General features: G+C 68.4%; 14 protein-coding genes and 1 pseudogene. 12 read left to right on the forward strand and 3 right to left on the reverse strand.

What is annotated here, in order from left to right:
- Positions 1–2,220, forward strand: coding sequence for an ATP-dependent DNA helicase RecG (gene recG / locus A5732_RS17445; protein WP_076102865.1), 2,220 nt, complete (start codon positions 1–3; stop codon positions 2,218–2,220).
- On the forward strand, positions 2,217–2,930 hold the full coding sequence (locus tag A5732_RS17450) for an HNH endonuclease family protein (protein ID WP_076102866.1): 714 nt from the start codon (positions 2,217–2,219) through the stop codon (positions 2,928–2,930). Before recG ends, A5732_RS17450 begins: the two co-directional genes overlap by 4 nt.
- Positions 2,931–2,934: 4 nt before the next feature.
- Here A5732_RS17450 and A5732_RS17455 read toward each other — a convergent pair whose 3' ends face one another.
- Entirely contained in the window at positions 2,935–3,780 is an 846-nt protein-coding gene (locus A5732_RS17455) for an aldo/keto reductase (protein WP_076051958.1), read from the reverse strand.
- Positions 3,781–3,785: 5 nt separating this feature from the next.
- Positions 3,786–3,999 (reverse strand): annotated as a pseudogene (locus A5732_RS27635) (aldo/keto reductase); the annotation flags it as partial.
- A gap of 252 nt (positions 4,000–4,251) precedes the next feature.
- Between A5732_RS27635 and A5732_RS17460 the strand changes: the two are divergent.
- From A5732_RS17460 to A5732_RS17485, 6 genes are all read left to right on the forward strand, one after another.
- Positions 4,252–5,370: an alpha/beta hydrolase gene (locus A5732_RS17460; protein ID WP_076102867.1), complete on the forward strand. Its 1,119-nt coding sequence runs from the start codon at positions 4,252–4,254 to the stop codon at positions 5,368–5,370.
- 101 nt (positions 5,371–5,471) lie between these two features.
- Positions 5,472–6,239, forward strand: a complete 768-nt coding sequence (locus A5732_RS17465; protein ID WP_064950757.1) for a DsbA family protein — start codon at positions 5,472–5,474, stop codon at positions 6,237–6,239.
- Entirely contained in the window at positions 6,236–6,883 is a 648-nt protein-coding gene (locus A5732_RS17470) for a vitamin K epoxide reductase family protein (RefSeq protein ID WP_076051671.1), read from the forward strand. Before A5732_RS17465 ends, A5732_RS17470 begins: the two co-directional genes overlap by 4 nt.
- Before the next feature lie 10 nt (positions 6,884–6,893).
- Positions 6,894–7,448 carry a 16S rRNA (guanine(966)-N(2))-methyltransferase RsmD gene (gene rsmD, locus A5732_RS17475; protein ID WP_076102868.1) on the forward strand — a complete coding sequence of 185 codons (555 nt, stop codon included), beginning with the start codon at positions 6,894–6,896 and terminating at the stop codon, positions 7,446–7,448.
- 122 nt (positions 7,449–7,570) lie between these two features.
- The gene (gene coaD / locus A5732_RS17480) at positions 7,571–8,053 is read left to right on the forward strand and encodes a pantetheine-phosphate adenylyltransferase (RefSeq protein WP_064950721.1); all 483 of its coding nucleotides are present in this window, start codon (positions 7,571–7,573) and stop codon (positions 8,051–8,053) included.
- 278 nt (positions 8,054–8,331) lie between these two features.
- Positions 8,332–10,041: a thiamine pyrophosphate-requiring protein gene (locus A5732_RS17485; protein ID WP_076102869.1), complete on the forward strand. Its 1,710-nt coding sequence runs from the start codon at positions 8,332–8,334 to the stop codon at positions 10,039–10,041.
- Positions 10,042–10,047: 6 nt separating this feature from the next.
- On the opposite strand, the gene A5732_RS17490 is transcribed toward A5732_RS17485, so the two are convergent.
- Positions 10,048–11,262, reverse strand: coding sequence for a permease (locus tag A5732_RS17490; RefSeq protein WP_436971831.1), 1,215 nt, complete (start codon positions 11,260–11,262; stop codon positions 10,048–10,050).
- A 420-nt stretch (positions 11,263–11,682) separates the two neighbouring features.
- Between A5732_RS17490 and sepIVA the strand changes: the two genes are divergently transcribed.
- From sepIVA to mutM, 4 genes are all read left to right on the forward strand, one after another.
- Positions 11,683–12,420 carry a cell division protein SepIVA gene (gene sepIVA, locus A5732_RS17495; RefSeq protein WP_064880965.1) on the forward strand — a complete coding sequence of 246 codons (738 nt, stop codon included), beginning with the start codon at positions 11,683–11,685 and terminating at the stop codon, positions 12,418–12,420.
- A 68-nt stretch (positions 12,421–12,488) separates the two neighbouring features.
- Positions 12,489–13,079, forward strand: coding sequence for a YceD family protein (locus A5732_RS17500; protein ID WP_212568074.1), 591 nt, complete (start codon positions 12,489–12,491; stop codon positions 13,077–13,079).
- Positions 13,076–13,789: a ribonuclease III gene (gene rnc / locus A5732_RS17505; RefSeq protein WP_076051676.1), complete on the forward strand. Its 714-nt coding sequence runs from the start codon at positions 13,076–13,078 to the stop codon at positions 13,787–13,789. Before A5732_RS17500 ends, rnc begins: the two co-directional genes overlap by 4 nt.
- Entirely contained in the window at positions 13,790–14,692 is a 903-nt protein-coding gene (mutM, locus tag A5732_RS17510) for a bifunctional DNA-formamidopyrimidine glycosylase/DNA-(apurinic or apyrimidinic site) lyase (protein ID WP_076102871.1), read from the forward strand.
- Positions 14,693–14,700 lie beyond the last annotated feature (8 nt).

Consider the following 14,700-nt stretch of genomic DNA (forward strand, 5'->3'; position numbering starts at 1 on the left):
ATGGTGTCGCTGAGCGACCGGCTGGACTTCGTCGTGGGCGCCAAGGCCGCCGAGCCGCTCGACGAGGTGTTCGGCATCCGCACCGTCGACGACCTGTTGCGCCACTACCCGCGCAGCTACACCGAGGGCGCCAGCCGGTGGGACGCCGACGGCGAGCGACCCGAGACGGGCGAGCACATCACCATCATCGACACGATCGTCGAGACCAAGACGTTCCCGATGAAGAAGACCCCGAAGAGGTTGTGCCACCGCATCACCCTGGGCACCGGGCGCAACAAGGTGACCGCAACGTTCTTCAACGCGAATTACCTGAAGAAGGATTTGACCAAGGGCGCCAAGGTGATGCTGTCGGGCGAGGTCGGCTTCTTCAACAACGTCATGCAGCTGACGCACCCGGCGTTCCTCATCCTCGACTCCCCGGATGGCCGCAACCGCGGGACCCGATCTCTGAAGAACATCGCCAACGCCTCGGGCGCCACCAGCGGCGAAGAACTGCTGGACGCTTACGAACGCCATTTCTTCCCGATCTATCCGGCCAGCACGAAACTGCAGAGCTGGGACATCTTTTCGTGCGTGCGCCAGGTGCTCGACGTGCTCGACCCGGTCCCGGATCCACTGCCCGAGGAACTGCGCTCCCGGCTCGGCCTGGTCTCCGAGGACGAGGCGTTGCGCGACATCCATCTGGCCGAGAGCGAGCCGCGGCGGCAGCGGGCCCGGGAGCGCCTCACCTTCGACGAAGCCGTCGGCCTGCAGTGGGCGCTGGTGGCCCGCCGCCACGGCGAGCTGTCGGAGTCGGGCCCGCCGGCACCGCCGCGTCCCGACGGTTTGGCCGCAGGACTGTTGGGGCGCTTACCCTTCGAGCTGACCGCGGGGCAGCGCGAAGTGCTCGGGGTGCTGACCGACGGGCTCGCGGCGACCCGCCCGCTGAACCGCCTGCTGCAGGGTGAGGTGGGTTCCGGCAAGACGATCGTCTCGGTGCTGGCGATGCTGCAGATGGTCGACGCCGGCTATCAGTGCGCGCTGCTGGCGCCGACGGAAGTGCTTGCCGCGCAACATCTCCGGTCGATTCGCGACGTGCTCGGCCCGTTGGCGATGGCGGGCCAGCTCGGTGGCGCCGACAACGGGACCCGGCTGGCGCTGCTGACCGGTTCGATGACAGCCGCGCAGAAGAAGCAGATCCGCGCCGAGATCGCCGGCGGTGAGGTTGGCATCATCGTCGGCACCCACGCGCTGCTGCAGGACGCGGTGGAATTCGACAACCTGGGCATGGTGGTGGTCGACGAACAGCACCGCTTCGGCGTCGAGCAGCGAGATCAGTTGCGCGCCAAGGCCCGTCCCGGCGTAACGCCGCACCTGCTGGTGATGACGGCGACGCCGATCCCGCGCACCGTCGCGCTCACCGTGTACGGCGATCTGGAAACCTCGACGCTGCGCGAACTTCCGCGCGGTCGCCAACCCATCACCAGCAACGTCATCTTCGTCAAGGACAAGCCCGCGTGGCTGGACCGGGCCTGGCAGCGCATCACCGAGGAGGTCGTGGCCGGACGCCAGGCCTACGTGGTGGCGCCGCGCATCGACGAGAGCGACGACCCGGGCGATCAGGAGCCGAACGCCAAGGCCCCGGAGACCGCTGAGGGCCTGTACGCCCGGCTGCGCTCGGGCGAGCTGGCGAACCTGCGCCTGGGCCTGATGCACGGGCGGTTGTCGGCGGAGGAAAAGGACGCCGCGATGGCGGCCTTTCGGGCCGGCGAGGTCGATGTTCTGGTGTGCACCACCGTCATCGAGGTTGGCGTCGACGTGCCCAACGCCACCGTCATGCTGGTGATTGACGCCGACCGGTTCGGGATCAGTCAGTTGCATCAGCTTCGCGGCCGCATCGGCCGCGGTCAGCATCCGAGCCTGTGCCTGTTCGCCAGCTGGTCCGCGCCGGGTTCGTCGGCCGGGCGGCGGCTGAGCGCGGTGGCCGGGACGCTGGACGGCTTCGCCCTGGCCGATCTCGATCTCAAGGAACGCCGGGAGGGAGATGTGTTGGGCCGCAACCAGTCCGGCAAGGCGATCACGCTGCGGCTGTTGTCCCTGGCCGACCATCAGGAATTCATCGAGGCGGCCCGCGACTTCTGCGTCCAGGCCTACACCGACGACCGCTCCAACCCCGGCTTGGCCGTGCTGGCAGCGCGATTCACCGACACCGACCGCATCGAATATCTGGACAAATCGTGAACCGCAAAGTGCTGCTGTGGCTGGCCGCGGCGGCGGCGCTCGCGCTGCTGGTGGCCTACCAGACGGTGGGCTCCTCGACGGCCCGGCATTCGGCCGAATACGCCGCGCGCGCCGACGTTCCGACGGTTCTGCCCGGCACCGACGTGCTCGCGGGCGTCGCCGTCGTGCCGCTGCGCCAGCACCGCTACGACTACCTGCGGTCGGCGTTCGGCGACGCCTGGGACGACGACAACGATGCGCCGATGGGGCACAACGGATGTGACACCCGCAACGACATCCTCAACCGCGATCTCGTCGACAAGACGTATGTGTCGGTCAAGCGGTGTCCCGACGCGGTGGCCACCGGCACGCTGCATGACCCGTACACCAACAAGACCATCGCGTTTGCGCGCGGGCCCAAGGTCGGCGAATCCGTTCAGATCGACCACATCGTCCCGCTCGCCTACGCCTGGGACATGGGCGCCAGCGGCTGGCCCGCCCCCGAGCGGCTGCGTTTCGCCAACGATCCGGCCAACCTGCTGGCCGTCGACGGGCAGGCCAATCAGGACAAGGGCGATTCACCGCCGGCGCAATGGATGCCGCAGAACGCGGCGTTCGCCTGCCAGTACGCCATGCAGTTCATCGCGGTGCTGCGCGGCTACGCGCTGCCGGTGGACCGGGCGTCGACCGGCGTGCTGCGGCAGGCCGCAACGACCTGCCCGGCGGGATAGCGGGCTACGAGCCCGTGTAGGTCTCCGGGTCCGGGCGCAGCCGGGTGCCGTCGTTGAGGCCGTTGATCGCGTCCATGTGCTCGTCGGCCAGCTCGAAGTCGAACACGTCCAAGTTGGAGGCGATGTGCTCGGCGTTGGCCGACCGGAAGACGACCGCGTTGCCCAGCTGCAGGTTCCACCGCAGCAGCACCTGCGAGGCGGTCTTGCCGTATTCGCCGGCGACCGAATTCACCGTCGCGTTGTCATTCAGCTTGCCCAGCGCCAGCGGCGTGTAGGACTGCGTGAGCACGTTGTGCTCGGCGTTCGTCTTACGCAGCGCTTCCTGGTTGAGCAGCGGGTGCAGCTCGATCTGGTTGACCGCCGGGGTGACGAAGGTGAGGTCGATGACCGTCGTCAGGTGCTCGTCGGTGAAGTTGGAGACGCCGATCGAGCGGGCAAGACCATCCCCACGCGACTGGATCAGCCCGCCGAAGGAATTGACGTACGTCCCCAGCGACGGAGCGGGCCAGTGGATCAGGTAGAGGTCGACGTAGTCCAGGCCGAGGCGCTCGAGGCTGGCGCTGCACGCGTCCATCGCACCCTTGAAGCCCTGGTCGGAAGTCGCCAACTTGGTGGTGACGAACAGCTCGGCGCGGGGAATCCCGGAGGCGGCGATCGCGCGGCCGACGGCGGCTTCATTCCCGTAGACGGCGGCGGTGTCGATCAGCCGACAGCCGGCCTCCAGCGCAGCCGACACCGCGCGTTCGGTCTCGTCGTCCGCCAATTCCGCGACACCCAGGCCGAGGGCCGGGATCGTGTTTTCGTCGTTGAGAGCAATTGAGGGTAAGGCGGAGCCCGACTCGCCGGCCAATTCATTCACCTGCCTGTGAAATTGAAGGTTCGAGATTGTGCACCGAGCCGGGTTCCGTCATCGAGCGAGAGATCAACGCCGTTCGGCGCCGGGTTCGAGGCGCTCAGTTCGATATCGAACACGTTGAAGTTGCTCGCAGTCCGATGACAGCTCACCGACTTGGGGATCACGATATTACCGAGTCTGTAAAGGCAACCTAATCAACACCTGGACGGGTGTCTATCCGCGCCTTCTGCATCGAGTACGCGACCCCGTACAGTTAGTCGCGCGGCACACCGGAATCGGCAGCCGCTCGGCCGGTCTTGCGTATGACGCGGGGCGGCGGCGATGTCGATTTGGGAGGTAACCGACGACGGCGGGCGCTGACCGCCCGTTTGGTGGCCGCGTGGGGCGGCAAGCCTTGAGGCGATGGGTAGCGGTAACCACCGTTCGTCGTCGAGCGTTAGCACGTGTTGTTAAAGGGGGTTGCCCATGACCAGGCCTCTGTCAGGCGCACCGGAGCTCGAGGTCGGAGCAGACCGCGCCTCGGTGCCGCTAGCCAGTCGCATCCAGGGCGCCGTCACCAGCGTCGGAGCCAAGGTCATCCCGTGGATCCCGACCGCGATCAGGCGAGGGCTGGTGCGCGGACGGTCGGTCATCATCGAGGGCAACACGCTGGATCCGACGTTGCAGCTGATGCTGTCGGGCCTGCGCGCCGTCGGCATCGACGGGCTGGTCGTGGACGACGACCCGCAGGCCTCGCGCGCGCAGATGCGCGAGTCGACCGTCGGGTTTCCCGGTCCGCAGATCCACGTCGACGTCGACGAGCTGTCGCTGCCCGGCCCGGCCGGCGACATCCCGGCCCGCCACTACCGTCCGGCGGGCGGCGAGGCGGCGCCGCTGCTGGTCTTCTATCACGGCGGGGGCTGGTCGATCGGCGACCTGGACACCCACGACGCCCTGTGCCGGCTGACCTGCCGCGACGCCGGCATCCACGTGTTGTCGATCGACTACCGGCTGGCCCCCGAGCACCCGGCGCCGGCCGCCATCGAGGACGCCTACGCGGCCTTCACCTGGGCCTACCGGCACGCCGGCGAGCTGGGCGCGACGCCGGGGCGGGTCGCGGTCGGCGGCGACAGCGCGGGCGGCAACCTGGCCGCCGTCGTCAGCCAGATGGCGCGCGACGAGGGCGCACCGGCGCCGGTGCTGCAATGGCTGATCTATCCGCGCACCGACTTCACCGCGCAGACCCGGTCGCTGACCCTGTTCTCGCGCGGCTTCCTGCTCACCAAACGGGACATGGACTGGTTCGAATCGCAGTATCTGCGGCGCTCCGAGCTCGACCGCACCGATCCGCGGATATCCCCGGCGCTGGCCGAATCGCTGGCCGGACTGGCTCCCGCGCTGATCGCGGTCGCCGGCTTCGACCCGCTGCGCGACGAGGGCGAGAGCTACGCCGAGGCGCTGCGGGACGCCGGGGTCGCGGTGGACCTGCGGTACCTGGGTTCGCTGACCCATGGCTTCGCGAATCTGTTCCAGCTGGGCGGGGACAGCATGGTCGCCACCAGCGAGCTGATTTCGGCCCTGCGCGCACACCTGAGCCGGGTCTGATTCCTTGAGCGGCCGGCGCCGGTAATCTAGAGGCGCTTTGTCCGATCGCTTTGTCCGCAACCGGGCAGACCGACAACTCGTACCGAAAGATCAGGGAACCTGTGGCCGACAACCCCAAACGTCCCCCGCGATTCGACATGAAGGCGGCCTCCGGCGGTAAGTCGAGCCGGCTCGTCCAAATCGGCGGCACCGCATTCGTGGTGATCTTCGCGGTCGCCCTCGTCTTCTACATCGTGACGTCGCACCACAAGAAGACCGGCCCCACCGGCGCTGGGGACACCGTCCGGGTGACGTCGAGCAAGCTGGTCACCCAGCCGGGCAGCGGCAACCCCAAGGCCGTGGTGACGTTCTACGAGGACTTCCTGTGCCCGGCGTGCGGCAACTTCGAGCGCACCTTCGGCCCGACGGTGTCTCGGCTCATCGACATCGGCGCCATCGCCGCCGACTACTCCATGGTGTCGATCCTGGACAGCTCGCGGAACCAGAACTATTCGTCGCGCGCGGGGGCCGCGGCCCTGTGCGTCGCCGACGAGTCCCAGGACGCGTTCCGGCGCTTCCACTCCGCGCTGTTCAGCACCGACATCCAGCCGAGCGAAACCGGTAAGACCTTCCCGGACAACGCGCGGTTGATCGAACTCGCCCGCGAGGCCGGGGCGGCGGGCAAGGTGCCGGACTGCATCAACAGCGGCAAGTATCTGTCCAAGGTCACCGGCGAAGCGGCGACCGCACACATCAACGCGACGCCGACCATCAAGATCAACGGTGACGACTACGACCCGTCGACGCCGGACGCGCTGGTCAACAAGATCAAAGAGATCGTGGGCAACATCCCGGGCATCGACGGCGCGGTCGCGCCGGCATCCATGTGACCGGTGCGGTGTCCACAGCAGCTGCCGACACGACCGGCGACCTGACCTCGGATACGTCGCCGGCGCCGCGAGTTCCGCCGCTCAGCGCCTGGTGGGTGCTGATCGCCGGCCTGATCGGCCTGGTGGCGTCGATGACGCTGACGGTCGAGAAGATCGACATATTGCTCAACCCGTCGTACGTGCCGTCCTGCAACATCAACCCGATCCTGTCCTGCGGCTCGGTGATGATCACGCCGCAGGCGTCGCTGCTCGGCTTCCCGAACCCGTTGCTGGGCCTGGTGGCCTTCACCGTGGTGGTCGTCACCGGGCTGCTGGCGCTGACGAAAGTGGCGCTGCCGCAATGGTATTGGGTGGGACTGACGCTCGGGGTGCTGGTCGGTGCGGTGTTTGTGCACTGGCTGATCTTCCAGAGTCTGTACCGGATCAACGCGTTGTGCCCGTACTGCATGGTGGTCTGGGCGGTCACCATGTCGCTGCTGGTGGTGGTCGCCTCGATCGCCTGTCGCCCGGCCCTGCAAGACCGCCAGACCGGCCCGGCATGGGTGCTCTTCCAATGGCGGTGGTCGATCGCCGCGCTCTGGTTCACCGCGGTGTTCCTGCTGATCATGGCGCGGTTCTGGGACTACTGGTCGACGCTGCTGTAGGTAGCTGCAGGTGACCCGGATCATTGGCGGCGCGGCGGGGGGTCGTCGCATCGCGGTCCCGCCGCGCGGCACCAGGCCCACCACCGACAGGGTCCGCGAGTCGCTGTTCAACATCCTGACCGCGCGCCTGGACCTGACCGGGCTCAGCGTGCTGGATCTCTACGCCGGTTCGGGCGCACTGGGACTGGAGGCGCTTTCCCGCGGCGCCGCCGCCGCGCTCTTCGTGGAGTCCGACCCGCGCACCGGATCCGTCATCGCGCGCAACATCCAAACCCTGGGCCTGCCCGGCGCGACGCTGCGCCGGGGACCGGTGGCGACCGTACTGGCGGCCGGCACCGCGGCCCCATTCGATCTGGTGCTGGCCGACCCGCCCTACGACGTCGACGTCGCCGAGGTCGAGGCCGTGCTGGCAGCGTTGGCCGCCCACGGCTGGGTGCGCGGGGGCAGCGTCGCGGTGGTGGAGCGGGCGGCGGGCGGCGCGCCGCTGAATTGGCCGGCCGGGTGGTCCGTGTGGCCGCAACGAGTTTACGGCGACACCCGTTTGGAGCTGGCCGAGCGTCAGTGAGGCGGGCGTGTACCGTCATTCGTCATGGCGCCGCTCCTCAGCATCGCTTCGCTCTGCATCGCCTCGGCGCGCGTCATGGTCGCCGATGGACGCAGACCAGCCCTTCACATCGGAGCGCCCGCGTGACCGGCGCGGTGTGCCCGGGCTCGTTCGACCCGGTGACGTTGGGCCACATCGACGTCTTCGAGCGCGCGTCGGCTCAGTTCGACGAGGTGGTGGTGGCGATCCTCACCAACCCCGCCAAAAAGGGCATGTTCGATCTGGACGAGCGGATCGCGATGATCAACGAATCGACGACGCACCTGCCCAACCTGCGGGTGGAAGCCGGGCAGGGTCTGGTGGTGGATTTCGTCCGGGCGCGCGGCATGACCGCCATCGTGAAGGGGCTGCGCACCGGCACCGACTTCGAATACGAGCTGCAGATGGCGCAGATGAACAAGCACGTCGCCGGCGTGGACACGTTTTTCGTGGCCACCGCCCCGCGCTATTCGTTCGTGTCGTCGTCGCTGGCCAAAGAGGTCGCGATGCTCGGCGGTGACGTGTCGGAACTGCTGCCCGAGCCGGTCAATCGTCGCCTGCGCCAAAGGATTTCGGCTAAGTCCTGACCCGGTTGCCCGACCCCGAACGCCATGCGCGGCAATCGGATTGACGAGGCCGGCGGGCGGCGTGGAGTACCCGGGCGTGCAGCGGGTACCCGATGGATTCGAGTTCTCCGTCGATTACCCGTGAGTCGCTCGCAAGGGGCAGTCGACGGGTTCGAGCGCGCCACGGGCAACCCAGTCCACCGGAAAACATCGTAAACGCCCACGCAGAACGTATGTTGAAGGCCTGATCCGGAGGAGGGGTACGCGAGGTCGCCGACGTCGATAGGAGAACGGCAGCCATGACGGTAGACAATCCATTCGACGTACCCGAGGCTGCGGCCGACCTGATCGCGCTGCTCGCCGATGAGGGGGTCGCGCACTTCTTCATCAATCCCGGAACGGATTCCGCGCCGATCCAGGAGGCGTTGGCTGCGGCGCGCGCCGCCGGCACGCCGAGCCCGCAGGCCGTGTTGTGCGTGCACGAGAGCATCGCCCTGGCGGCGGCCATCGGGCACCACATGGCCAGCGGCCGCCCGCAGGCGGTCATGGTGCACGTCGACGCCGGGACGCTGAACCTGGGCTGCCAGCTGCACAACGCGCAGCGCAACGGAACTCCGGTGGTGATGTTCGCCGGGCGCACTCCCTACAGTTCGGCGCCGAAGGTGCGCGGTCACCGCGACACCTACATCCATTGGCAGCAGGAACAACTCGACCAGCCGGCCGTGGTGCGCAACTACGCCAAGTGGCACATGGAGGTGCCCCGCGGCCGCGAGCTGGCCCCGATCGTGCGTCGGGCGTTCCAGGTCGCCCAGTCCTGCCCGTCCGGTCCCGCCTACGTCATGCTGCCGCGAGAAGCGTTGATGGAGCCCGGCGTCGGGGCGTTGCCGCGCCGGTTGCCGCCGGCCGTGCCGCCCGGGCCTGACCCGGGCGCGCTGGGACGGTTGGCGGGAATCCTGGTGGCGGGCAAGCGGGTTGTCATCGTCACGTCCAGGACCGCCGCCGACCCGGGAACCGCGACCGTGCTGGGCCGCATCGCCGAGCTGCTAGGCGCGCCGGTGATCGATCAGGGCGACCGCGCCAACCTGCCGCCGGGGCACCGGCTGCACGTGGTGGGCGACGCCGCGCCGCTGGAAAGCGCCGACACCGTGCTGCTGCTGGACTCCGAGGTGCCTTGGGTGCCGTCGGAACTGGCCCCGCCCGCGCACGCCCGCGTGGTGCAGATCGACGGGGATCCGGTCAAACCGAGCATGCCGCTGTGGTCGTATCCGGTCGAGGTCGCGTTGACCGCCGACACCCGCGTGGCGCTGCTGCTGCTGGAACAGACCCTGCTGCGGCTGGCCACCGACGAATTGCGGGAGAAGTGGGCCGCACGCCGGCAGGCGGCGGAGGCCGAGACCGCCGAACGCGGCCGCGAAGCGATCCGCCGGGCCGCCTCCGACCACCCGGCCGATGTCGCCGATGCGATGCTGGCCGCGCTGGGCCGCGCCCTCCCCGACGACGCGGTGGTGGTTCAGGAGGCGGTGACCAACCGGGCCGCCGTGGCCCGGCAGGTGCGCCGGGCGCCCGGGCACCTGTTCGACACGGGCGCACCGGCTTTGGGCTGGGCGCTCGGCGGTGCCTTCGGGGTCAAACTCGCCCGGCCGGAGGCGCCCGTCGTCGCCATCTGTGGTGACGGTTCGTTCAACTTCGGCGTGCCCACCGCCGCGTTGTGGTCGGCGCATCGCCACGGTGCGCCGTTCGTGACCGTCGTCTTGAACAACCGGTCTTACCTGGCCTCCAAGCTGCCGGTGATGGGGCTGTACCCGGACGGAGTGTCGGTGCGGGAGAACGACTTCGGCGAAACTCGGCTCACCCCGGACACCGACTACGCCGCCCTCGCCAAGGCCTGCGGCGGCGGCGGACACAGCGTGCACACGCCGGCGGAGATGACCGATGCCGTCGGTTGGGCGCTCGGCGAGGCGGACCACGGGCGTTGCGCGGTGCTGGATGTGCGGTTGCCGCAATCCTGACGCCGGTCAGTGGTGACGTTCGGTTTCGCCGGCGTCGGGGGAGCCGCCCATCATGCGGACCATCGGCAGGCCCCCAGAGGTGACGAACCGGGCGACCAGGATTGCCGCAAGCGCCAGGAACACGATGTTGAGCCAGGTCGTGTAGTTCCACGAGATCGAGGCCTCGATCACCGTCGCGTCGCGCTGGATGGGAATGAGATGGGTTGTGCCGAAGATCAATTCGATTAGATATCCGGCGGCGACCATCGCGGCGTAGAAGGTGCCCAGCAGCGTCAGCATCATCTTGGTGCCGTAGTACTTGCGGTAGATACTCAGGATCGGAAGGATCAGCAGGTCGGCATAGATGAACGCGATGACGCCGCCGAAGCTGATGCCGCCGTTCCACAGCACCGCGGCCAGCGGGACATTGCCGATGGAGCACACGAAGGACACGATCGCCACGATGGGCCCCACGATCGGTCCCCATATCGCCGAGAGGCCGGGGTGATCGGCCAAAAAGAAGACCTGCCAGAACTTTTCGGGCACCCAGGCCCCGATGGCTCCCGCGATCAGCAGGCCCAGGACGAGGTCGCGCAGGATCGCCAGCCACTCCATCACGAACACGTGCGAGACGGAGGTCAAACCCGCGGGGGAGAACAGCCGTCGCCAGAACGAGCCTTCGCCTTGGATGGACATGTCCATGGCGGCGTGGCCTTCCATCGAGCCGGCCACTCCCCGCTCGGCCTGCTCGCGGGCGGCGTCGACCAGCCGCGACCGCACGAACAGCCGGAACAACACGGCCAGCGCCACGATCATCAGCGGGCCGCCGACGAACTCGGCGGCGGTGAACTGCCAGCCCATCAGCAGCGCCAGGATGATGCCCAACTCCACCACCAGGTTGGTGGACCCGATTTGGAACGCCATCGCGGCGGTGAAGTCGGCGCCCTTGCGGAACAGCGACCGCGCCAGCGCCACCGCGGCGTACGAGCACGACGACGACGCCGCGCCCAATCCGGCCGAGACGGCCAGGGTGCGCGGCCGGTCGTCACCCATCAACGCCACGATCGTGGAGCGGCGCACCACGGCCTGCACCACCGCCGAGAGCGCAAAGCCCAGGATCAGCGCCCACAGGATTTCCCACGTCATCGAGCCCGCGAGCGTCAGAGCATGGCCGACCGCTGATAGCACCGTCACTGTGTCCTCCTGCGGGAAACGAGTCGCTTCGAGGGCCGCCGCGCCCAACCGTGGAGTATATACCCCTTGGGGGTATGAGTGACGGACGCAATGTCGCATCGTGCCCGTTCCGATGAAGGCTTGGATAGTGCCCCGGCCGTCCGCGACCTAGAATCGCTGGCAAATAGCCGGGCCCCGGTGCGTCGACGCAAACGTCGGGCCTGCGCCCCACCCGCATCGGCGGGGACCCGGCAACGAATATGGATGAACCACCCCGCGCGGCCGCCGTGGCCGCGGTAACAGCCTGAATGGGCACTTCTGCGATGACACTGACTTCCCGCCGGCGGGCGGAAAACACCGGACCAGGGCGTTTGAGGCGCCCCGGACGGGCAAATACCCGACACACCGGTGTCGCCACCGCAGTCACAGAGACATCACCAGGCACACTAGTAACAACAGGATCTTTGCAGACGCCAGGAGGGTATGGCCGTGTATCGAGTCTTTGAGGCGCTGGACGAACTCAGCGCCATCGTGGAAGAAGCCCGTGGCGTTCCGATGACGGCCGGCTGCGTGGTGCCTCGCGGCGACGTGCTGGAGTTGATCGACGACATCAAGGATGCGATCCCGGGCGAGCTGGACGACGCCCAGGACGTCCTGGATGCGCGCGACTCCATGCTGCAGGACGCCAAGACGCACTCCGAGTCCATGGTGTCCTCGGCGACCACCGAGTCCGAGTCGATGCTCAACCACGCCCGCTCGGAGGCCGACCGGCTGCTGTCCGACGCCAAGGCGCAGGCCGACCGGATGGTCAGCGAAGCGCGCCAGCACAGCGAGCGGATGGTCGGCGAGGCCCGCGAAGAGTCGGTGCGCATCGCCACGGCGGCCAAGCGCGAGTACGAGGCCAGCGTCGGGCGCGCCCAGGCCGAAGCCGACCGGCTGCTGGAAAACGGCAACATCTCCTACGAGAAGGCCGTGCAAGAGGGCATCAAGGAGCAGCAGCGCCTGGTCTCGCAGAACAGCGTGGTGGAGGCGGCCAACGCCGAGGCCACCCGGCTCATCGACTCGGCGCACGCCGAGGCCGACCGGCTGCGCGGCGAATGCGACATCTACGTCGACAACAAGCTCGCCGAGTTCGAGGAATTCCTCAACGGCACCCTGCGGTCGGTGGGGCGCGGGCGTCACCAACTGCGGACCGCGGCCGGGACTCACGACTACGCGGTGCGCTAGCCCTTCGCGGTTGTTTGCCGGGCGGGCGCGCCCTGGAATTATGCGGTCAGCGCCGTAGGATTTCCGATATGACGCGGCAGCACAGCACACCATCGGCTCGGTCACGCCTGGCCGCGCCGATGGCGTTCGACCTCACCCGGCTCGGGCGCCGCCCCGGGGCGATGGTGACGTGGCAGACAACCGTGCCCAGTCCGGCCCGCATCGGGCTGGACATGATCGCGATCGAGGCGGACGCCCCACTCGAGCTGGACTTACAGATCCAATCGGTGTCCGAGGGCGTCCTGGTGACCGGGACGGTGACCGCACCCACCGCCGGCGAGTGTTCGCGTTGCCTGACCAAGCTCGAGGGGCAGGTGCAGGTGCGGCTCACCGAGCTGTTCGCCTACCCGGACAGCACCACGGAGGCGACCACCGAGGAAGACGAGGTGGGCCACATCGTCGACGACACCATCGACCTCGAGCAGTCGATCGTCGACGCCGTGGGACTGGAGCTTCCGTTCTCGCCCGTGTGCACGCCGGACTGCCCGGGGCTGTGCCCCGAGTGCGGTGTTTCGCTGGCCGCCGAGCCGGACCATCAGCACGATCGGATCGATCCGCGCTGGGCCAAGCTGGCGGGCATGTTCACCGCGGAGTCGGACGAGCCGCGGGGTGAGCGGTGAGTTCGCGCCAACCGCTGCTCGACGCCCTCGGGGTTGAACTGTCCGAGGAACTGCTGTCCCTGGCGCTCACGCATCGCAGCTACGCCTACGAACACGGCGGCCTGCCGACCAACGAACGCCTGGAATTCCTGGGCGACGCCGTGCTGGGCCTGACCATCACCGACGAGCTGTATCACCGGCACCCCGACCGCACCGAGGGTGATCTGGCCAAACTGCGGGCCAGCGTGGTCAATACCCAGGCGCTGGCCGACGTCGCGCGCAAGCTGTGCGACGGGGGCCTCGGCGTCCACCTGATGCTGGGACGCGGGGAGGCGAACACCGGCGGCGCCGACAAATCGAGCATCCTGGCCGACGGCATGGAATCGCTGCTAGGCGCGATCTACCTCGATCACGGCATCGACGTTGCGCGCGAGGTGATTCTGCGGTTGTTCGGCCCGCTGCTGGACGCCGCGCCGACGCTGGGCGCCGGGCTGGACTGGAAGACCAGCCTGCAGGAGCTGACCGCGGCCCGCGGTATGGGCGCGCCCTCCTACGTCGTCACCTCCACCGGGCCCGACCACGACAAGGAATTCACCGCGGTCGTCGTGGTCGCGGAGACCGAATACGGCACTGGTGTGGGCCGCTCCAAGAAGGAGGCCGAGCAGAAGGCCGCGGCGGCCACCTGGAAGACGCTCGACGTGCTGGACCCCGCGGGGAGAACCAGCGTCTAGATGCCCGAACTGCCCGAAGTCGAGGTGGTGCGCCGCGGCCTGCACGCCCACGTCGTCGGCAAGACGATGACGGCCGTCCGGGTGCATCACCCGCGCGCGGTGCGTCGTCACGAAGCCGGGCCCGCGGACCTCACCGCCCGGCTGCTGAACGCGCGGATCACCGGCACCGATCGGCGCGGCAAATACCTGTGGTTTTTGCTCGACACGGAACCCGTTGGGCAGGAATCGGATACGGCGCTGGTGGTGCACCTCGGCATGAGCGGGCAGATGCTGCTGGGCGGGGGTCCCCCCAGCCGCGAAGCGGCGAGGGGGAAGGTGCCGCGCGCCGACCACGTCCGGATCTCCGCACTGCTCGACGACGGGACCGTGCTGAGCTTCGCCGATCAGCGCACCTTCGGTGGATGGATGCTCGCCGATCTGGTCGAGGTGGACGGCAACCTGCTGCCGGAGCCCGTCGCGCACCTGGCGCGTGACCCGCTGGACCCCCGCTTCGATGTGGATGCGGTGGTGAAAGTGTTGCGGCGCAAGCACTCCGAGATCAAGCGGCAGCTTCTCGATCAGCAGGTGGTGTCCGGCATCGGCAACATCTACGCCGACGAGGCGCTGTGGCGCGCCAAGCTGAACGGCGCCCGGATCGCCGACACGCTGAGCCGCAAGCAGTTGATCGGCGTGCTGGACGCGGCCGCCGAGGTGATGCGCGATGCGCTGGCCCAGGGCGGGACCTCGTTCGATTCGCTGTACGTCAACGTCAACGGCGAATCCGGATACTTCGACCGATCGCTGGACGCCTACGGCCGCGAGGGTGAAGCCTGCCGCCGCTGCGGGGCGGTGATGCGCCGGGAGAAGTTCATGAACCGCTCCTCGTTCTACTGCCCGAAATGCCAACCGCGACCGCGTGTTTGAGTGTCTAC

This window comes from Mycobacterium colombiense (genome assembly GCF_001953985.1).
In the GTDB taxonomy this organism is placed as follows: domain Bacteria; phylum Actinomycetota; class Actinomycetes; order Mycobacteriales; family Mycobacteriaceae; genus Mycobacterium; species Mycobacterium colombiense_B.

Excerpts from the sequence above, each read along its gene's own strand:
- recG (WP_076102865.1), top strand. The coding sequence starts at position 1 with ATGGTGTCGCTGAGCGACCGGCTGGACTTCGTCGTGGGCGCCAAGGCC.
- A5732_RS17460 (WP_076102867.1), top strand. The coding sequence starts at position 4,252 with ATGACCAGGCCTCTGTCAGGCGCACCGGAGCTCGAGGTCGGAGCAGAC.
- A5732_RS17485 (WP_076102869.1), top strand. The coding sequence starts at position 8,332 with ATGACGGTAGACAATCCATTCGACGTACCCGAGGCTGCGGCCGACCTG.
- A5732_RS17500 (WP_212568074.1), top strand. The coding sequence starts at position 12,489 with ATGACGCGGCAGCACAGCACACCATCGGCTCGGTCACGCCTGGCCGCG.
- mutM (WP_076102871.1), top strand. The coding sequence starts at position 13,790 with ATGCCCGAACTGCCCGAAGTCGAGGTGGTGCGCCGCGGCCTGCACGCC.